Here is a 20,004-nt window from a genome sequence, read left to right as displayed (position 1 = left end):
GGTTATTACAATGAAAAAAATTATCATGGTCATTTTACTCTATGCAAATTGTGCTTTAGCTTATGCGGGGCAATGCTATTTAAATGCTATATCAGAACCGGTCATGCATTTGGCAGATTATTATCATAGTTTTGCTGCAACTTCCTTTAAAGTCTTTTGTGACCAGTCCTATGCAATTAAATTTAGCAGTCAAAATTTGCGTAGCTCGGATGGTTCGAGTTATGTATCAAATGGTACTTACCGCTTGAAAACCCGAATGAATATTTCGGGTCCTGTGAGAAATCAGTGGAATGTGCCTCTTTCCCAGTCGGGAAATTCAAAAGATAGTAAATATGTCATTGCGGTACGATTGGAAGAACAGCCTTCTATACGTACGCCAGTTGGCATATATAGCGATGTAATATACGTAAACCTATTATTTTAATTATTTTGTATGCCAGTGAAGGACTGGTCTGTAATTGAACGTAAAACTGAAAAGAGCTGTTTAAAATAGCTAGCTTTGGAAGAGGAGCGTGTTTTTATTGGCTGTTAGCATTATACAACGTTTCAATAAACAGTCATCTAAGAATCATCAAACTGAAAGAATTAACATCTAAGCTAAATCTAAAATAACGATATAGGTGCTGTATGGCAAATTTGTATGCGAGCAACCTGCTAAGACAACAAAATTTTCCAGAAAATTTCCAATTTTATTTTAAAAAAAATAAGCAAGACCGCATTTTTGATGATGTCGCGATACTCACTGGGTTAATTCGCCCACGGCTGAAAATTGCCATTGTGACAGAAACCTGGTCTCCAGAAATTAATGGCGTGGCACTGTCTCTATTGCAACTCTGCAAGGGTTTGCAGAAACAGGGCCATAAAATTTTACTGATTCGGCCGGAACAAAAGCAGCTGTGTGATCAATTTTTGCCAAATCAGCAGTGTTTAGTCAAAGCTCAGGCTATTCCTCAATATCCAAGCTTGCAATTTGGCTGGCCACAATTTTTAAAAGTCTCTCAGGCATTGGATCAGTTTGCACCAAATGTTGTGCATATTGTTACAGAAGGACCATTGGGATTAAGCGTTTTGCAGGCAGCGAAGACAAAGGGCATACCTGTTTCAAGTGCCTTCCATTCACCTTTTCAAGAATTTAGTCGCTATTTCGATTTAGCCTTTTTAATTAAGCCCATTCAGCGTTATTTACGTTGGTTTCATAACAATACACAACTGACCTGTATTCCCAGTAAAGATACGGAATATATTTTAAGAGAATTTGGCATTTGTTGTCCTTTGGTTGTGGTGGGGCGTGGCGTGGATGTTACGCATTTTTCACCCCAACATTACTCCAGCGTTTTACGTCAGCAATGGCAGGCAACACCGAGCACTCAGGTCATGCTTTATGTGGGACGGTTGTCACCTGAAAAGGAGATAGATGTTCTGGTTCAAGCCTATCTCTCCATGAAGAAAAATAATCCGGATATCAAACTGGTAATTGTGGGGGATGGTCCGGAGCGTGGTCGTCTCGAAACATTATGCCAAGGACATGATGTCATTTTTACAGGAAATTTATCAGGTCAGAAACTTGCCCAAGCTTATGCAAGTGCAAATGTTTTTGTATTTGCCAGTCAGGTTGAAACCTTTGGCAATGTGGTGCTGGAGGCCATGGCAAGCGGTTTGCCAGTGATTGCCTATAATTATGCCTGTGCACATTTGCATGTTAAACACGGCTTGACAGGTTGGTTGAGTTCTTTGGGTGATAAGACAGGTTTTATGCAGTCAATGTATCAGTTGCCGAGCAATCAGCAATTGAAACATATGGGACTGGAAGCTCGAAAGGCCGTGCAACATATAGGTTGGCAATATCCAGTGCAACAGTTTGAGCAAGCACTGTATACGGCAGCGATGGAGACAGTAATGACATCCTAAATTTTAAGCGACAGCTTAAAGGAGCATCATCATGGATTTAAAAAAAGCAAAAATAACGATGTTGGATCTGGATTTAAAGGGTTGCTTGTATTTGAATAATTTTTCACATTCACATACGGTAGCCCACTTTTTTAAAATAATCAGCCGTTTTGGCAATGGTTTGTTCTGGTTCATTATGCTCGCCAGTCTATGGGTGCTGGAAGGGGTATTTTATATTGTACAAGTGTTATATCTGCTGGTTAGCGGATCGGTAGGTACCGTAATTTATAAAATCTTAAAACAAAAAACGGTACGTCCTCGACCTTATCAAGTACATCAGGTGATTCGATTGCAAGAACCGCCGCTCGACCATTTCAGTTTTCCTTCTGGTCATACTTTGCATGCTGTCATGGCAAGTACGGTCATGGGCTATATTCAGCCCGTGCTATTGATTCTGATGTTACCTTTTACCATTCTGGTGGCGATATCACGTATGGTATTGGGGCTACATTATCCGAGTGACGTGCTGGTAGGCGCATTGATTGGTGTTGTGATTGCAGGTGGCATTATTGAGAGTGCGCCTTTTTTTAATATCATGTTATAAAAATGCATGCTGATGAATCAGGAAAATCACGCGATTTTTCCAAAATTTGCTAAAGTATTGCCACTGATTTGAACATATTAGGAATAGCCATGGGTTTGCGTTGGACAGATACTATTGATATTGCGATTGAGCTTTCTGAAGCACATCCAGATGTGGATCCGCAATGGATTCGTTTTACCGACTTACATGCCTGGGTATGTGCATTACCAGACTTTAGTGATGACCCAACCAAATCGACTGAAGGTTTGCTGGAAGGAATTCAAATGGCCTGGATTGATGAAGTGCGTTAAGCGCTACATCGAAAAAAGCAATTTTTTTACATATCAAAAGCAGAAAAAAGCCCATTATTCGGTATAATGCGGCAAATTTTCATGTCAACAATTGACTTAAGGAGCCAATCAATGGCTATTGAACGTACTTTATCTATCGTTAAACCAGACGCAGTTGCTAAAAACCACATCGGCGACATTTTTGCTCGTTTCGAAAAAGCTGGTCTTCAAATCGTTGCAACTAAAATGAAACACTTGACTCAAGCTGAAGCTGAAGGCTTCTATGCTGAGCACAAAGAACGTGGTTTCTTTGGTGATTTAGTTGCGTTCATGACTTCTGGTCCAGTTGTAGTTTCTGTTCTTGAAGGCGAAAACGCAGTACTTGCTCACCGTGAAATTTTGGGTGCAACTAACCCTAAAGAAGCAGCTCCTGGTACTATCCGTGCAGACTTTGCTGTAAGCATCGACGAAAATGCTGCTCACGGTTCTGACTCTGTAGCATCTGCTGACCGCGAAATTAACTATTTCTTCGCGCAAACTGAGATTGCTCCACGTACTCGTTAATACGCAGTATTCAAGCCAGATAAGTGTTATTATACTTATCTGGTTTTTTTATTCTCTGAATAATTCTCTGCTCAGATATTGAGCTTCTCCTTTCATCTTTAGGCATGGTTTAGGTAATACACATGAGTACTGAAGTAGTCGCTACATCAGCAATTTCTGATGCACAGCAACCATCTCCATCCGCTCCGACGCAGCAAAATTCTGTGGAAAAAGTGAACTTACTTGGCATGTCACGTCCGCAAATGGAAAAATTCTTCGAAGATATGGGTGAGAAGAAATTTCGTGCCGGGCAGGTGATGAAATGGATTCACCAATTCTTCGTGACCGACTTTGCTGAAATGACCAATATTTCTGGCAAACTGCGTGAAAAATTAGAAAAGATTTGTGAAATTAAAGCCCCGGAAGTGGTGCATAAAAACTATTCCAAAGATGGTACCCGTAAGTGGGTGTTCCGTGTCGGCGATGGTGATGGTTCTCTTGTTGAAACCGTGCTGATTCCTGCAGAAGACAAAACCGGTTCTCGTAAAACTCTGTGTATTTCTTCACAGGTCGGCTGTGCACTGGACTGTTCATTCTGTTCTACGGGCAAACAGGGTTTCCAGCGTGATTTAAGCCAGGCTGAAATTATCGGTCAGCTGTGGATGGCAAATTATTCCTATATGGAAGATGTGCCTGTGGCAGAACGTGAGCGTTCTGTGACCAATGTGGTGATGATGGGCATGGGTGAGCCATTGTTGAACTACGATGCCGTGCTGAATTCAATGCGTATCATGCTAGATGACTTTGCTTATGGCATGTCAAAACGCCGTGTGACCTTGTCGACTTCGGGCGTGGTACCAAAAATTGATCAGTTGGCACAAGATATTGATGTTGCCTTGGCGATTTCATTGCATGCCACCAATGATGAGCTGCGTAACGAGCTGGTGCCGATCAATAAAAAATATCCTTTAGAGCAGTTGATTGCAGCCTGTCAGCGCTATATTGGCAAAGATGGTAATGAAAGTTCACGTAAACACGTGACTATTGAATATGTGATGCTGGATGGCGTGAATGACCATCCTGAGCATGCACAGCAAATGATTAAGCTGCTTAAAAATTTACCCAGCAAAATTAACCTGATTCCATTTAATCCGTTCCCGCATGCACCCTATGGGCGTTCCAGCCGTAACCGGATTATTTCTTTCCAAAAAACTTTGTCTGATGCCGGTTTTGTGTGTACGATTCGTCAGACGCGTGGTGATGATATTGATGCCGCGTGTGGACAGTTGGTTGGACAAGTTGCTGACCGTACCCGTCGTGCGGAACAGTGGAAAAAGAAAGTGGCACAGCAGAATGAGATTCTGCGCACTCAAGGATAATAAAGGGGATGTCAATTGAGAAAGCCCACATATAAATTAGCTTTTATTACAACAATTTGTATGTCCGCAATTTTTGTTGCCGGGTGTCAGACACCAGCAACAATCGGGAAAAAAGATCCTGAGAAGGCAGTGAAAGTTCGCACTCAATTGGCGGCAGAATATATTAAGTCGGGTGACCTGGATTCAGCAAAACGTACTCTGGATCAGGCACTGGAAGTAGATTCACGTGATTCAACAGCAAATATGATGATGGGGGTTTTACTGCAACAAGAGGGCAGTAAAATCAGCATGGACAAAGCAGAGAGCTATTTTAAGCGCGCAATTTCTGCTGATCCGAAAAATGCACAAGCGCGTAACAACTACGGTACTTATTTGTATCAAATTGAGCGTTATAATGACGCGCTTGAACAACTCAATGTGGCCGGAACTATGTTGGGCTATGAACAACGCTACAGAGCATTGGAAAATGCGGGACGGATTTATTTAAAGCAAGGCGATATGGTGAATGCTGAAAAAACATTCAAACAGGCTCTGCAAGTAAATCGCGACTCTTATGTTTCAATGTTAGAGTTGTCAGAAATTTTTTATCTCAAACAGCAGACCGCTGCTGCAACACAATTGTATGAACAGTTTGTGCGCAGTGTTGGTCAAAAGAATCAAGGTGCGCGTGCGCTTTGGATTGGTATCCGAATTGCGCGGGCAAATAGCGACCCAATGGGAACACAGGTGCTTGTCAATCAGTTGCGCGCGCTTTTTCCCGAGAGTCCGGAATACCAACGTTATCTGCAATTACAGTACAGTACTGAGGCCGTATGGAAGTAAATCCTAATTCACCGCAATCGAATGGTTCAAGCGTAGTACCCACTGCGTTAGGAAATGTTCAGCGTCCAGGCGAGTACTTACGTCAAGTTCGAATTGCACAAAAGCGTGAATTAAGTGAAGTGGTCAAAGATTTAAATATCCCTATAAAGACTTTGACTGCTTTAGAACAAGATGATTATAAGTCTTTGCCAGAAGCGACCTTTATTAAGGGTTATTATCGTACCTATGCGAAGTACCTGAAGGTGGATGCAAGTTCTATCATTCAACGTTTTGATGAAATTTATCAAAATGATACAGGATTGTTGCCCAATCATGCCTTAAACAATTCACCAATTAAAATCATGGGTAAGCTACCAGGTTCTAATCGTGATCGTAACAAGAAATGGTTAAAACGTATTCTGCTTGCTTTGGTGGCATTGGTTGTCATCGCTGCTGTTGTGATGGGGATACAAAACTGGTCATCCAGCAAAGATGCCCAGAGTCCTGAAGCAGCACCTGCCGAATCCGATGTGCAGGTGCTGAATCTGGATAACTCGACTGTGGTTTCGGGTGACCAGCTTGAGTTAGAGTTTAGCCAGCCAACGTCTGTGCATATTGTAGATTCAACGGGTAAAGTGTTGGCAACAGGCCGTCAGGCATCTACCTTGAAGCTGAATGGTGAAACCCCTTTCCAGATTCGTCTGGATGATGCAGCAGCGGTAACGTTGAAGTTAAACAATGAAAATATTGCATTGTCACCTTATACCGTCAACGGAAAAGCAGATTTCCGTTTGTCACGTTAATGAGTCAAGAATAGAGCGATAGCAATGATTGAAAATCCGATTAAGCGCCGTCCCACTCGTAAAATTCGTGTCGGTTCTGTGTATGTAGGTGGTGATGCCCCGATCAGCATCCAGAGTATGACCAATACCGAAACCTGTGATGTTGCTGCAACTGTTGCACAAATTCAGCGTTGTGTAGATGCCGGTGCCGATATCATGCGTGTTTCCGTACCCAGTATGGAAGCAGCGGCCGCATTCGGTGAAATTCGCAAGCAGGTGAATGTTCCGCTGGTGGCTGACATTCACTTCGACTATAAAATTGCTTTAGCGGTGGCGGATGCGGGTGCAGACTGTTTACGGATTAATCCGGGCAATATTGGCTCGGAAGCAAAAATTCGTGAAGTGGTGGCTGCGGCGAAACATCATGACATTTCTATGCGGATCGGGGTGAATGCCGGTTCACTGGAAAAAGATATCCAGAAAAAATATGGCGAACCAACTGGTCAGGCATTGCTTGAATCGGCCATGCGTCATATCGATATTTTAGACCGCTTAGACTTCCATGAGTTTAAAGTGTCAGTGAAAGCTTCGAACGTATTCCTGACTATGGATGCATATCGTCTTTTATCTCAACAAATTGATAATCCACTGCATTTAGGCGTGACCGAAGCAGGTATCTACCGTACAGGTTCAGTGAAGTCGGCGATTGCGCTTGGCGGTCTGCTCATGGAAGGCATTGGCGATACCATGCGTATTTCGCTGGCGGCCGAGCCTGAAGAAGAAATCAAGATCGGTTTTGATATTTTAAAATCACTGGGTCTTCGTTCCAACGGCATTAACTTCATTGCCTGCCCAAGCTGTTCACGTCAGGAATTTAACGTGATTAAAGTGATGCAGGCACTGGAAGAGCGTTTAGAAGATATTCGTACCCCCATGGATGTGTCTGTGATTGGCTGTAAAGTGAATGGTCCGGGTGAAGCCAAAGAAGCCGATATTGGCGTGGTAGGTGCAAGTCCGCGTTCACTGGTGTATCGTAATGGCGAGAAAAGCCATTTAATCGATACCAATCAACTGGTTGATGAAATCGAATCTATGGTTCGTCAACGTGTTTCCGAGCTTGAAGAAGCTAAATCTAAAGAGATTATTCGCACAGGTTTTTCTGAGTAGATCATGAGTTCAATTGTCGCAATCAAAGGTTTTAATGACATTCTTCCAACGCAAACCCCCGCGTGGAGACGTCTTGAGCAACATTTAGCATCACTTATGGATGCTTATGGTTACCAGCAAATCCGTTTGCCGATGGTTGAGCAGACCAATCTGTTCAAGCGTTCAATTGGTGATGCAACCGATATCGTCGAAAAAGAAATGTACACTTTTCTGGACAAAGGTAATCCACCCGAGTCTTTGACGCTGCGTCCGGAAGGAACGGCAGGCTGTGTACGTGCCATGCTGGAGCATAACTTGCTTCGCGGTGCGACCCCTCGTGTGTGGTATATCGGGCCAATGTTCCGTTATGAAAAACCGCAAAAAGGCCGTTACCGCCAGTTTCACCAGTTTGGTGTGGAAACGTTTGGTGTGGCAACGCCAGATCAGGATGCTGAATTGATTCTGATGACGGCACGTTTGTGGAAACGTATGGGTGTGGCGGACAAAGTTCAACTTGAACTCAACACCTTAGGTGAGTCGGATGAGCGTGCAGCATACCGTGCAGCACTGGTTGAATTTTTAGAGTCGCATAAAGCCGATCTGGATGAGGATTCTCAGCGCCGTTTAACCACAAACCCGCTACGTATTCTTGACTCTAAAGATGCGAAAACGCAGTCGATTCTGGAAAATGCGCCTAAGCTGCATGATTTCATGGGTGAAGAAACCTTGGCGCATTTTGCTCAGCTTCAGCAATATTTGACTGATGCTAGCGTAAGTTTTGTCATTAACCAGAAGCTGGTACGTGGTCTGGACTACTATAACAAAACTGTATTTGAATGGACCACCACGCATTTGGGTTCACAAGGTACCGTATGTGCCGGTGGTCGTTATGATGGTCTGGTTGGTCAGCTTAAAGGCAAGCCTGATCAGTCGGTGCCTGCGGTGGGCTTTGCCATGGGTATGGAGCGTTTGTTGCTGCTACTTGAACAGGTGGAAGACAATACGCCAGTCCGTGACTGTGAAATGTTCCTGGTTTCAGACCCTGCAACTCAAGGTCAAGCCTTGGTGCTTGCCGAACAGATCCGTGACCAGCTTGAAGCAGCCAATAGCCGTATCCGTTTAAAAACCGGTTCACAAGGTTCAATGAAAAGCCAGATGAAAAAAGCCGATCAGGCGGGTGCTGTTTATGCTTTAATCTTTGGTGGGCGTGAAGCTGAAGCGCAGCACATTCTGGTCAAGGAACTGGCAACAGCAGAACAGACTGAAATTGCAGTGACTGACTTTGTGCCATTTATCATTGAAAAATTTTCTTCAAAATAAGCCGAATAACATAAGGAAAAGGTAATCCCATGAACGCATTGAGTGATGCAGAACAACTTGATAGCTTAAAATCTTTCGCTAAAAAATATGGTTCTGCCATGATGAGCGGAATTTTAATTGCGTTGATTGCCTTTTTCGGCTGGGAATATTGGCAGAAGAAGAACCTGGCTGAGTCTCAAATGGAAACAGCCAAGGTTCAACAGTTGATGGATGATGCAAAAAGTGTCTCAGGCGATGCCAATGCATTTAATGCCTTATCTGCAACTGCAGACAAGATTGTTAAAGAAGCTCCGGATTCTGTGCAGGCCATTCAAACTCAATTGTTAATGGCCAAACTGGCTTATGACAAAGCCGATTATGCACATGCAGAACGTGCCTTGAAAAAAGTTGAAAATTCCAAACTGGATGATGTCGGTCTGGTACAGGTGGTTAAGCTGCGTTTGGCTTATGCCCAGTTGGCACAAAAAAAATATGACGATGCCATTAAAACATTAGCTGCAGTGACCGATCCTGCCTTTAAGGCAACTGCTGATGAAGCACGCGGTGATGTTTATGTGGCTAAAAATGATATCGAAAATGCTAAAAAATCGTATATGAGCGCATGGGATGCGTTACTTGAACGTAAGCAAGAACGTCAAATTTTACAAATTAAACTCGAAAGTGTTGGCGTTTTAGTTGATGATCCTGATGTTGAACGCCCAATTTTAGAAACACAAGTGGATGAGTCGTAATGGATAGAAAATACAAAATACCGTTTGCACTAACAATTTTAACATTTGCACTTGCTGGTTGTTCTACCAATAAAATCAAGGTAGAAGAGGTTAAACCGAATCCATTGCCTAAATTGGTGCAAGCAAAGACTCTTGTTCCTGTATTTTCTCAAAGTGTTTCTTCGACCAGTAAAGCAGACCCGTTACGTTTACGCTTAGATGCCGATAACGGCGTGATTTTTGCTGTCGATCCAAATGGTGAAGTGACTGCCTATCAGGGCAAACAACGCTTGTGGCAGAAAAAGGTGTCTAAGCTGGGCTTAAGCTCGGGTATAGAAGCAGCCGAAGGCATGGTGGTGGTCGGTAATAAAAAAGGTCAACTGTTTGCTCTGGATCAGGCCACAGGTGAGCAAAAGTGGACAGCCCAGTTATCGGGTGCCATTTTATCTGCGTCACTTATTCAGTCCGGTCGTGTCATTACGGTTAGCAATGATGACACGGTCTATGCGCATGATCTGGCTACTGGTCAGCAAGTCTGGACTTATAATCTGCCGAATGTACAGTTTAGCTTGCGTGGTGTTGCGACACCGGTTGCGCTTGATCCGCGTACTGTACTGATTGCTTCATCCAATGCCTATATTTATGCGCTGGATATTATTAGCGGTGTGCCGCGTATGCAGCGTCGTGTTGCTGTGAGTGATGGACGTTCGGATATTCAGCGTCTGAATGATCTGGATGGCGATCCTGTTGTGGCTGGACAATTTCTGGTAACAACCAGCTACCAGGGACAGGTAACGGTGATGGATCTGGCGAGTCAACAAGTGGTGTGGAGCGAAGATGCCAGCAGTATCCAACGCCCGGAAGTCTTTAATAACACCGTTTATGTGGCTCAAGCCGATGGAAAAATTACCGCTTATTCACTGACCACCGGTGAACAATTGTGGCAAAATGACAGTTTACTGAATCGCCAGCTCAGCAATCCGGTAATTCTGGGTCAGGATCTGGTGGTGGGTGATCTGGATGGCGTATTGCATCTCATTGATCCGGCTACAGGCCAGCTGATTGGTCGTTCAAAAACCAGTGGTGAAGTGCGTACCCTGCGTGTAATTGATAACCAACTTTATGTAGCGACCCGTAAGGGGGCTTTAAGCATTTGGCAGAACCGTTAAAATTTTTTTCAGCCTTATGTTAAACTAAGCTAACCGTATTTTTTTTACACGGGGGATTGAGTGTTCAATGCCCCGTGTTTTATTTATTTTTGGCTAATTATTTCTTCCATTGTTTCTGATTGTTCAGACCAGACCTACTGGCTGATCTTGAATAAAGGTTAATCTATGAAACCCGTAATTGCGCTCATTGGTCGTCCGAACGTCGGAAAATCAACGTTGTTTAACCAGATCACCAAGAGCCGTGATGCGCTTGTTGCTGACTTTGCCGGTCTGACCCGTGACCGTAAGTATGGCGATGCGACATATCAAAATAAATCGTTCATCGTTGTCGATACTGGTGGTATTGGCGAAACTGAAGGTGGAATCGACTCGTACATGGCTGAACAGTCCAAAACAGCCATTCATGAAGCTGACATAATCATCTTTGTGGTAGACGCGCGTGCCGGACTGCTTGCATCTGATGAGCAGATTGCACGTGATTTGCGTACCTTGGGCAAAAAAGTCTTCCTGGTTGCCAATAAAGTAGATGGTGTACATGCTGAAGCTGCACTGGGTGAATTCTACAAACTGGGTATGGGTGAGCCACTACAAGTTGCTGCCAGTCATGGCCGTGGCGTACAGCAAATGCTTGAAGAAGTATTGCAAGATGTGCCTGAAGATGAAAACCTTGATGAACATGACCGTGACACAGGCTTGCGTCTGGCAATTATTGGTCGTCCAAACGTGGGTAAATCGACACTGGTCAACCGTCTTCTAGGTGAAGAACGTGTGGTGGCATTTGACCAGCCTGGTACAACACGTGACTCGATTTATATTCCGTTCGAACGTGATGGCCGTAAGTACACCCTGATTGATACTGCTGGTGTACGTCGTAAAGGTAAAGTCGATGAAATGATCGAGAAATTCTCGATTGTGAAAACTTTACAGGCCATGAAAGATGCACATGTTGTGGTGATCGTGGTGGATGCGCGTGAAGGGATTGTCGAGCAAGATTTGCATTTAATTGGTTATGCGATTGAAGCCGGTCGTGCGATGGTGATTGCGATCAACAAATGGGACAACATGTCCGAGTATGATCGTAAGCAATGCAAGCTGGATGTGGAACGTCGCTTTGACTTTATTCCTTGGGCGAAGATTCACCTGATCTCTGCACTGCATGGTACGGGTGTCGGTGATCTTTATCCATCAATTCACCGAGCTTATGATTCTTCACATCTGAAAGTATCACCGGCAAAAATCACGCAAATTTTGAATGATGCAACCGATGCACATCATCCACCGAAAGTTCAAGGTCGTGCCATCAAAATGCGTTATGCCCATATTGGTGGTCAGAACCCGCCGACGATTGTCATTCATGGGAACAAGGTGGATAAAACCCCTGCGGATTATCGTCGTTATCTGGAAAACGTGTTCCGTAAAGTGTACAAGCTTGAAGGTACACCGGTGAAAATTGAGTTTAAAACCTCAGAAAACCCGTTTGAAGGGCGTAAATCTCAGCTTGATGAACGTACTGCAGCACGTAAGCGTCGTTATGTTCAGAAGTTTAAGAAAGCTGAGAAGAAATTTAAACGTGGTTAAAGACCAGCTTTAAATGGTATTCAAAAAGCCCAAAGTGATCTTTGGGCTTTTTTTCTTTTAAAATATACTTCTATTTTTGACAGGTGATCTTGGTGAGCAGACGGATACGGGTAGAAGTAAATGCACTGGAGCAGATCGTTCATTTGGATCATGCACTTGATCACAAGAGCAAAATCCAGTTGCAAAAACAACAAATCCATCACTTTCGTAATCAATTACTTTCCGAGCAATTGCAGGTCACAATTCAGCAAGAGCAGTTGACGACTACTGAATATGGTAAACCGTATTTAATTAATTTTCCTGAATTTTATTTTAATCATAGTCATAGCCAAAAAAATTATGCTTTAGCCACCAGTCATACTATGCCTGATATTGGGGTGGATATTGAAGATCTGGATCGCAAGGTTAGATTTGAAGCATTGGCGAATCATGCATTTCATCCTGATGAATTAAAATACTGGAATGACTTGGAGCAGGATTCTGAATATTGGTTCAAAGTCTGGACCACTAAAGAAGCAGTATTGAAAGCTGCCGGACTGGGCGTGCGCTTAAATTTAAATGAGTTAAATACTTTCGTTCATCCAGTACATAATGGCGGATTGTGCAGTCATCCTTTAATTGGAACATTTGCTTATCAAAACTTTCATTTGGGGCATGTCATGCTTACGGTTGCCTGGCGTTCAGAAGCCTCCTGTAAGGGGTTTAGCTTTCCTGAAATAAATATAATTTGGTCATCTTAAAATATGTGGTTCTTATTCATGTCGCCATAAGATCATAACAGTTTTAAAGTCCAAGATTCATCTGGATAAACACAGATTAATAAAAATCGATAGGATAAAAAAAACAGCGACCTGTATAGCCTGTTTTAAAATCAAAACAGGCATTTTTATTTCAATGATCGATAGTGATGAATGTTTAGTGAGTGTGTGAAAAGATCCGGGGATTATTGAAGGCCATCTTCGCTTTGATCCACTTCGATTCGATATAATTTGGTTCCATTATTGGCGTAGATTAAGCGTCCAGCCTCTTTGTAGTAGGTTTCAATCCGAAATTGATCCTTGGAAAAAGCACCTGCGACTGGAATCCAGGCTTTCACTGTTTGATAGCTTCTTTGATCTGTTGAAGCACCAACTAAATCTTCTACCTGACCTTTAGACATACCAATTTTTAACTGGGAAAATTTAGAATTTTGGTAATCGCCAACAATTTCACCCGTATAGCTGCCATCAATCGAAACCTCTTTGGTGGCATTGCTATTCGGCTCCGAATTTAATGAGTTATTTTGAGTCTGTTTATCGGAAGGCATAGTCGAACAAGCCATTAAACTTAAGCTGCCGATTAAAATTAGAAGAGCATTTTTCATTATTATCGCCTTATTCATGTTGAAGGATTCTAGGGATAATTTTAGTCCCAGTTGCGATATTGCCAACAGTTGTTTTTTAGCTAAAGTTTTACCAATTGTTAGGAAAGATGAGTCTGTATTCTTCTGATCCAGCCCTTGCTGATGAAGCTGGTTTCTCAGGCGTATTCATGAGTATTTGCCCATTTTTCATGGGGGATGTCTTCCATTTATCCTGCACAAGATGCTTCCTAAGCGACCCGTATGTTGTGATCGGACTGTTGATGGATGAACGTGAATTTTCTGTTCAGGCTATGTCTGTGCAGGGGATTGCAGTCCGTGATTTGGGGCTGTTGAGCTACTGTACGAAATAATTTTAACAATGGTGTTTTAAATGCCTCTTTTTGTATTTTAGATTGATTGAAATATACTGAAATATTTATTCAAAAGGAACCATCAAAATAGAGTAATGAATTTGTGTCTAAGGGGGTGTTAATTTGACTTATAAAATTATGTTATTGATTGAATGGTATAAAAAATCAATAAAAAATAGAATTTAGTGATGGAGTTGGTCTTAATTTTTGTTATGATTTGTGTGTTTTTTGTATTTTAAAAATCACGTTAAAAATATCTAAATTTATTTATTAGTAAATCAGAAAAAATTAGTGAAAAAGGGTGTAAATCATGAAAAAGACCATATTGGCACTTTTGTGTCTGGGTGGTATTCAGGCGGTTAATGCAGAAATTATTAAAGTGAATGGGGAAGGCACCGCGCCGATTATCAAAAAAGATCCGAATGCTACGCGTAACCAGGCATTCCAGAATGCAAAAACTGATGCTGTCATTGCAATGATTAAAAAAATAAATGGTCCACAAGCAATGCAAGAGGCTCAGCAGTATCTGGATGAAATTGTGAAGCAAGTCGATTCCAGCTACCTCATTAACCGTGGCAGTTCAACTCAAGGCAATAATGAATTGCTGACCCAGGTCAGTCTTGAAATGGATGATCAAGAGTTCCGTTCTATTTTAAATGATCTGGGGCTAGCAAAAAAAAATAGCCGAACCAGCCCGATCATGATTGTCATGGATGAATACTTTGGTGTTCCCAAAGATAATTCCAAACCCGTCAAAGAATTTACCTCTTATTTTTCCGATCGTAGTTATAGCTATGATGAAAATGCCAGTTACAAAGCCAGTGAAAGTGCTAAAGCCAGTGCTTCAGACTCTTATTCATCTAAAGGCCGGTCATCTGCTGCATCAGGCTATGCCTATGACAACTATTATGGTGCCGGTGTGGGCGTGTCGGCACGCTCGGCAAGTCATAATAATTCGGGAAAATCGTCATCTTCAAGTAGTTACAATGCCAGTGAATCGGCAAAATATAGCCAGTCTGAACGGCAAAATGATATTCAAAGTTTCGTGAAATATGTGGAATATCAAACGCCAAGCACCAAGGCCGAACGCGATAACCAGACCTTGAATGCGATTGCTGAGTCAGCGGTTCGTTATGACCTGCGCTTACTCGATTCTGACCGTTTCAGAAGCCAGTATTTGAATGGCCGTAGTATGACGATTCAGCAGCTGACGAGTGATGCTGAACTGAATAAACTGGTGGCCGCTGCACGTAAGGAAAAAGCTGACTGGTTTATGGCTGGCAGTTCGTATATTTATGACCGTGGCCGTTCTCCTGTAACGGGCCAGTTTGTTTGTGATGGTGCGGTGAGCTTTAAAATTTATTCAGTGGATGACTCGACCCTAATGGGTGGCCAAACCCGTACTGAATCATCAACTGGCGCAACGACAGATGCCTGCCGAACCAATGTAGCGGCTAAACTCGGCGAGCTGGCGATTAGCCAAATTGGCCCGCAGATTTTGGGTTATGCAAAAAACCGTTCCATGTATGGTAAGGAAATCACCATTTTTGTGAAAAGCATTTCTGGCAATGTATCGAGCCGTTTAGGTGATGACTTATATATTGCACTGGATGAAATGGACGGTGCGGAGAATATCGATATTCGTACGCAAGATGGCAAATTGGTTGAAATGACCATGACCTATAAGGGTGAAAAGCCGATGAGTGCAGAGTTGGCCAAAGCATTGCGCAATGTCAATCCAACCCTGTCAAATGCTGAACGCTTACAGGCGGGCAATACCATCACACTGTGTATTGGTGGTACACAATGCAAGTAAAATTCAAAGCCCTGTGTCTGGCGATGCTAATGCTATTTTCGGCAGTCGCACATGCAGATATCCAGATTTATCCATCAAAAGGGATTTTTGGCCTGGAGCAAGGTTGCCGTGCCGACCCGAATAAATATGAAGCCAATGGTGCATCCATAGTCTGTGATTTTAGCCAGGCAATTGATAATGATGTGATTCGTAAGCAAGCAGAACAACTGTTTGTGCAGGGATTAAAGCAAAGTCTGGGCGAACAAATTGTCGACAGCATTTCGCAAAAGACCAAGCACCGCACCTATGTTGCATCCTTGGACGTATTACGTGCCAGTGAATATATCATTCAAAAAGAGTCAACGGCTGAAATTTTTCTGCCTGTGACCCTGAGTTTGAAACTCACGAATGTCTTGTCGGGCGAAGTGATTTATAGCGACAGTGCGACCTTGTCTCAGCCAATCCAGGTGCTGAGCAGTGAGCTTGAGTCGGCAGCAACCAAAGCAGCGATTAAACAGAAATTTCAAAGTACCTTGTTGAGCTTGACGCAGCAACTCACTCAAGACTTGAAAACCAAGCTCCAGGTGACTGAAATTGATACGCAGGTGATTGACCAGTGGAAATCCTATCTGGTGCTGGATAAAGGATTTAAGCAGGGAATTGCCATACAGGATGAACTCAGTTCTGCTGAAGGTGACCTGATTCGTGTGGTACATGCAGACAGCGATTATGCTGTCGCTGTACCAGTGCTGATGCAGAGCAATAGCAAACGCTTTAGCAAAGTATCGACCAATACACGTCAGGCCATGAACAAGCCTAAAGCCTTGGTGGTGGATGTATTGACCTATCAAGGTGAGTCCAAAGACCTGATCGAACAGATTTTTTCGGATGCGATTGGTGAGCAGGCATCTTTTACCCTGACGCCAGTCAACCGCCGTTATAGTGCGATGGCACAAAGTATCAGTGAGCAGACGGCTTTGGCGCAAAGTGCCGATATTAATCAGCGCGAGCTGCCAGAATTCTTTATTCGGATTAATGTCATTCCTGTGATTGCTTATCAGCAGCGGATTGGCAAAATGACCCAACAGCAGATCTTTCATAGTGAAGTCTTTGCCGAAATGATTGATCGTTCCGGTCGGGTGATTTATTCAACCCATGCAACAGATGAAATTAAAGATGTGATTTCTGAAGGAATGGGCTTTTCTTTGGAAGCTCGTAAAGAAGTGGTGCTGAAAAATGCGCTGTTGAAACTGGGTCAACAATTTCAGAAGGGTATTCAATTCACCCGCTCTGATTTAAAGGTTTCGGGTTCAAGCGGGCAAAGCATCACCATTGATGATGCCGGTGAGCGCTTAAGTCGAGGCATGAAAGTTCATGTCTATCACTCCGATCGGGCAGCAGGACGCAATATCCTGATTCCTACATGGGAAGCGACCATATTAGAACGTCAAGACAAGAAAGTCACCGCGCAACTCGACTTCCCGGTCAGCAGCAATGATCGTTTGCCGGTGCGTTCTGGCGACAGTATTTTGCTGGACAGTTCTGCACCCGTCGGTGATTCCAAGCAGGCACGGGTTTTATGTCCGGGCTTACATACCGAACAAGTGGGTGAAATTCCGTTTTACGGTTTTGGTCCATTGCTTTATAGCGCTTTTACCAGCCAGTCGAAGCGACCGTTTTATGCCACTGGTGCAGGTTTTAAAGGGCAAACCTTATTAAAAGACGCTGTTATTCGTATGACCGAAAATGCCGGTTTTAAAAAGAATATGGATGTGAATTTCTATCTTCCAAAAGATGAATGTTTGCAGCCTGTCTTTAAGATCGAGGTGAAAGAAAACTCGGTGAAATGTAATAGTGATCAATCCAGTTGTGATGCGACATTGGTCATGACGAGTGGTGCGCGCAGATTCAACCAGAACGCTGAAAAAATCGGTGCATATGGTTTGCAGCAGGAAATTCAACTCAAAGGCATTGTTCATCAGCATCGTCATGAAATGTATAACATTCAGATGTTTGATGCTTTGCCAAAAATTTTAAATCAAATCGTGCAAAAAGCCGATTCTTCACAATAAGGGTAATAGGATATGAAAAAAATTTCGATTGTTTTAGCCATCAGTGCATCAATGGGAGCATCAAGTGTTTATGCCGGTTTTGGTTCACTTAGTAGCCTGGCTTCGACACTCACTGAATCGGCTACTGGGGTATCTTCGTCAAATATGGATCTGAATGGTTTCTTTACTCAAGCCAAAGCCGCGAATGCGATGTTTCTTCAGAGCCGTACTGCTTTAGCTTCATTGCTTGCAAGCAAAAAGGATTCGGATGAATTAAAAGCAAAACAGAAAAGCCTGAAAACGACTTCTGATCTGAAAGAAAAAGAAGCCATTCAAAAAGAAATTGTGGCGATGTCTAATGCTGTTTTAGAAGCTTCTCAAAAGGATGAGGCAGCAACAGTCGCAAAACTTGCATCATTGAATGCAGACCAAAAGAAACACTTGTTGGATTCTGCAACAAACTTTGTGATTGCAAGTTTAACCGCTCGTGAATTGGCGGTAGGGGCAAAACAGGTGAGTACCAGTTTGATCACAAATCCAGCCAGCTTGACCAATACTGGAATGTCATTGGTTGATGCTAAAAATGTAGTGGGTGATATTACCGGTATTGCAAAAAACTCAACCTTGGCTTTGGTAGAATATCCTAAGCTGTTTAAAAAAGCCGGTATTGAATTTAAACTGCCAACCAGCTCTGCAGAAAAACCAAGAGTGCTTAATGATATTTAACATATTGATTGGGATATAGATTTTAGACTGATTAAAATCTCGTACCGTTCATTAAATATATTGAACACTAAAGAAGAGCCTGATCATCAGGCTCTTTTGCTGGTATTTTCTTTATTCTCTCCCCATTTTTATGCGCAGGCCACTGCCTATTAACAGCAAGTCGCATAATTCCTCGCATCTTATCTTGTGTTGTCTCACCCATACCGATCGAGTGCCCCTATGTGTTCTCTTTGCACTTTTATGATTGGGGTACTTTATTTTTGAGTGCAATGGGGTTCAATATCACTACAATGGAGCAGGAAAATGCTTGTATCTGAACATGTCGGGGAGTAATGAAAACATGGATAAATTATTGGCAGTCATGCGTGAGCTACGTGAAAAATGTCCATGGGATCAGCTGCAAACACCGCAAAGCCTAACCCGATATGCCATAGAAGAGGCGTATGAAGTCGAAGCGGCAGTCAGAGCAGGAAACGCAAATGAAGTGCGCGATGAACTGGGCGACTTGTTGTTACAAGTAGTATTTCAGTCACAGATGTACAGTGAGCAAGGTGCTTTTGATTTTAATGATGTGGTCAATGCCATTAGTGAAAAACTGATTCGCCGTCATCCTCATGTCTTTCAGGCAGAACAATATTCACAATTGAGCGCGGAAGATGTATCCGTACTGTGGAAGCAAATTAAACAGCAGGAAAGGCAGGGCAAAGCACAATCACGCTTAGATGAGATCAAGCATGGTCCTGCCATTCAGCAAGCACATGACATTCAAAAAAATGCGGCGAAAATTGGCTTTGACTTTCCAGATGTGGCAGGTGCTTATGGCAAACTGAATGAGGAATTAGGCGAATTACAACACGCCATGCAAAGGCAAAATTCCGACGAAATATTCGACGAATTTGGCGATTGTTTATTTTCACTGATCAATGTTGGACGTAAACTAGGGCTTTCTAGTGAAATGGCACTGTTAAGTACCATTCATAAATTTAGAACACGTTTTGCTTTCATTGAAGATCAGGCTCAGCAACAACATAAAAATATTGAAGCCCTATCATTAGAAGAAATGGATCAACTGTGGGAGCAAGCGAAACAACAATTAAAATAATAGGTTTCCCAATGAAAAAAATAATACCTATCCTGAAGGGGATTTCTTATATTTTTAGTCTGCTGTCTTTGTTGAGTGTATCCAGTAGTTATGCTCAACAGTTTGACCAGCAGTATTTAAAATGGAAGGTTGAACAGGAGGCCCAGGATGCACGGTTAAAAATACCGCGCGTCTCAACACGAAATTATTATTTGGCTAGGCCTGCTTTAAACTCTGCGACTTCAGCGACCAACAAGATCAACCTGAATCAGGCCAATGCGGAACAGCTACAAGAACTTTCAGGGGTAGGACAGAAGAAAGCGGAAGCAATTATTGCCTATCGACAAAAAAATGGAAAATTTAAAAATATTGAAGAATTGCAACAGGTCAAGGGGATTGGACCTGCGCTATTTAGCAAGAATAAAGACCGTTTAGGCTTGTAGATGAATG

At 42.8% G+C, this 20,004-nt stretch carries 21 protein-coding genes; 20 read left to right on the top strand and 1 reads right to left on the bottom strand.

Features of this window, described 5'->3' with window-relative positions:
- Positions 1–10: 10 nt before the first annotated feature.
- The 14 genes from ABJ384_RS12505 to ABJ384_RS12440 all read left to right on the top strand — a co-directional run bounded on the left by ABJ384_RS12505 (position 11) and on the right by ABJ384_RS12440 (position 12,928).
- On the top strand, positions 11–424 hold the full coding sequence (locus ABJ384_RS12505; RefSeq protein ID WP_349927682.1) for a hypothetical protein: 414 nt from the start codon (positions 11–13) through the stop codon (positions 422–424).
- A gap of 203 nt (positions 425–627) precedes the next feature.
- A complete protein-coding gene (locus ABJ384_RS12500; protein WP_349927680.1) occupies positions 628–1,908 on the top strand; it encodes a glycosyltransferase family 1 protein in 1,281 nt (426 codons plus the stop codon).
- A gap of 31 nt (positions 1,909–1,939) precedes the next feature.
- Positions 1,940–2,491 (top strand): phosphatase PAP2 family protein, encoded by a 552-nt coding sequence (locus ABJ384_RS12495; protein WP_349927678.1) that lies wholly within the window; start codon positions 1,940–1,942, stop codon positions 2,489–2,491.
- A gap of 89 nt (positions 2,492–2,580) precedes the next feature.
- Positions 2,581–2,781, top strand: a complete 201-nt coding sequence (iscX, locus tag ABJ384_RS12490) for a Fe-S cluster assembly protein IscX (protein ID WP_092819025.1) — start codon at positions 2,581–2,583, stop codon at positions 2,779–2,781.
- 111 nt (positions 2,782–2,892) lie between these two features.
- Positions 2,893–3,324 carry a nucleoside-diphosphate kinase gene (gene ndk / locus ABJ384_RS12485; RefSeq protein ID WP_086195365.1) on the top strand — a complete coding sequence of 144 codons (432 nt, stop codon included), beginning with the start codon at positions 2,893–2,895 and terminating at the stop codon, positions 3,322–3,324.
- A 122-nt stretch (positions 3,325–3,446) separates the two neighbouring features.
- Positions 3,447–4,682: a 23S rRNA (adenine(2503)-C(2))-methyltransferase RlmN gene (gene rlmN / locus ABJ384_RS12480; RefSeq protein WP_086195366.1), complete on the top strand. Its 1,236-nt coding sequence runs from the start codon at positions 3,447–3,449 to the stop codon at positions 4,680–4,682.
- Positions 4,683–4,742: 60 nt separating this feature from the next.
- A complete protein-coding gene (gene pilW, locus ABJ384_RS12475; protein ID WP_349927675.1) occupies positions 4,743–5,504 on the top strand; it encodes a type IV pilus biogenesis/stability protein PilW in 762 nt (253 codons plus the stop codon).
- A complete protein-coding gene (locus ABJ384_RS12470; protein ID WP_349927673.1) occupies positions 5,495–6,286 on the top strand; it encodes a helix-turn-helix domain-containing protein in 792 nt (263 codons plus the stop codon). Before pilW ends, ABJ384_RS12470 begins: the two co-directional genes overlap by 10 nt.
- 24 nt (positions 6,287–6,310) lie before the next feature.
- Positions 6,311–7,432: a flavodoxin-dependent (E)-4-hydroxy-3-methylbut-2-enyl-diphosphate synthase gene (gene ispG / locus ABJ384_RS12465; RefSeq protein ID WP_086195369.1), complete on the top strand. Its 1,122-nt coding sequence runs from the start codon at positions 6,311–6,313 to the stop codon at positions 7,430–7,432.
- A gap of 3 nt (positions 7,433–7,435) precedes the next feature.
- On the top strand, positions 7,436–8,731 hold the full coding sequence (gene hisS, locus ABJ384_RS12460; RefSeq protein WP_349927672.1) for a histidine--tRNA ligase: 1,296 nt from the start codon (positions 7,436–7,438) through the stop codon (positions 8,729–8,731).
- A gap of 29 nt (positions 8,732–8,760) precedes the next feature.
- Positions 8,761–9,462, top strand: a complete 702-nt coding sequence (locus tag ABJ384_RS12455; RefSeq protein WP_166169254.1) for a tetratricopeptide repeat protein — start codon at positions 8,761–8,763, stop codon at positions 9,460–9,462.
- Positions 9,462–10,610 (top strand): outer membrane protein assembly factor BamB, encoded by a 1,149-nt coding sequence (gene bamB / locus ABJ384_RS12450; protein ID WP_349927670.1) that lies wholly within the window; start codon positions 9,462–9,464, stop codon positions 10,608–10,610. The genes ABJ384_RS12455 and bamB overlap by 1 nt, the downstream gene beginning before the upstream one ends.
- A gap of 165 nt (positions 10,611–10,775) precedes the next feature.
- Complete coding sequence (gene der / locus ABJ384_RS12445) at positions 10,776–12,188, top strand: ribosome biogenesis GTPase Der (protein WP_166169258.1); 1,413 nt, start codon at positions 10,776–10,778, stop codon at positions 12,186–12,188.
- A gap of 92 nt (positions 12,189–12,280) precedes the next feature.
- Positions 12,281–12,928 carry a 4'-phosphopantetheinyl transferase superfamily protein gene (locus ABJ384_RS12440; protein ID WP_349927668.1) on the top strand — a complete coding sequence of 216 codons (648 nt, stop codon included), beginning with the start codon at positions 12,281–12,283 and terminating at the stop codon, positions 12,926–12,928.
- Positions 12,929–13,131: 203 nt separating this feature from the next.
- On the opposite strand, the gene ABJ384_RS12435 is transcribed toward ABJ384_RS12440, so the two are convergent.
- Complete coding sequence (locus tag ABJ384_RS12435; protein WP_349927667.1) at positions 13,132–13,551, bottom strand: hypothetical protein; 420 nt, start codon at positions 13,549–13,551, stop codon at positions 13,132–13,134.
- Positions 13,552–13,658: 107 nt separating this feature from the next.
- Here ABJ384_RS12435 and ABJ384_RS12430 point away from each other — a divergent pair, with 107 nt between their 5' ends.
- The 6 genes from ABJ384_RS12430 (at position 13,659) to ABJ384_RS12405 (ending at position 19,997) form a co-directional block, all read left to right on the top strand.
- Entirely contained in the window at positions 13,659–13,901 is a 243-nt protein-coding gene (locus ABJ384_RS12430) for a hypothetical protein (RefSeq protein ID WP_349927665.1), read from the top strand.
- A 310-nt stretch (positions 13,902–14,211) separates the two neighbouring features.
- Entirely contained in the window at positions 14,212–15,717 is a 1,506-nt protein-coding gene (locus ABJ384_RS12425) for a hypothetical protein (RefSeq protein ID WP_349927664.1), read from the top strand.
- The gene (locus ABJ384_RS12420) at positions 15,708–17,768 is read left to right on the top strand and encodes a hypothetical protein (protein ID WP_349927662.1); all 2,061 of its coding nucleotides are present in this window, start codon (positions 15,708–15,710) and stop codon (positions 17,766–17,768) included. Before ABJ384_RS12425 ends, ABJ384_RS12420 begins: the two co-directional genes overlap by 10 nt.
- A gap of 12 nt (positions 17,769–17,780) precedes the next feature.
- Positions 17,781–18,473: a hypothetical protein gene (locus ABJ384_RS12415; protein WP_086195376.1), complete on the top strand. Its 693-nt coding sequence runs from the start codon at positions 17,781–17,783 to the stop codon at positions 18,471–18,473.
- A gap of 340 nt (positions 18,474–18,813) precedes the next feature.
- The gene (gene mazG, locus ABJ384_RS12410) at positions 18,814–19,575 is read left to right on the top strand and encodes a nucleoside triphosphate pyrophosphohydrolase (RefSeq protein WP_349927660.1); all 762 of its coding nucleotides are present in this window, start codon (positions 18,814–18,816) and stop codon (positions 19,573–19,575) included.
- An 11-nt stretch (positions 19,576–19,586) separates the two neighbouring features.
- Positions 19,587–19,997, top strand: coding sequence for a ComEA family DNA-binding protein (locus tag ABJ384_RS12405; RefSeq protein ID WP_349927658.1), 411 nt, complete (start codon positions 19,587–19,589; stop codon positions 19,995–19,997).
- Positions 19,998–20,004: the final 7 nt, after the last annotated feature.

It is taken from the genome of Acinetobacter sp. A1-4-2 (assembly GCF_040233925.1).
In the GTDB taxonomy this organism is placed as follows: Bacteria; Pseudomonadota; Gammaproteobacteria; order Pseudomonadales; family Moraxellaceae; genus Acinetobacter.
The sequence above is the reverse complement of the archived record's forward strand: the minus strand, read 5'-3'. Positions and strand labels throughout refer to the sequence as shown.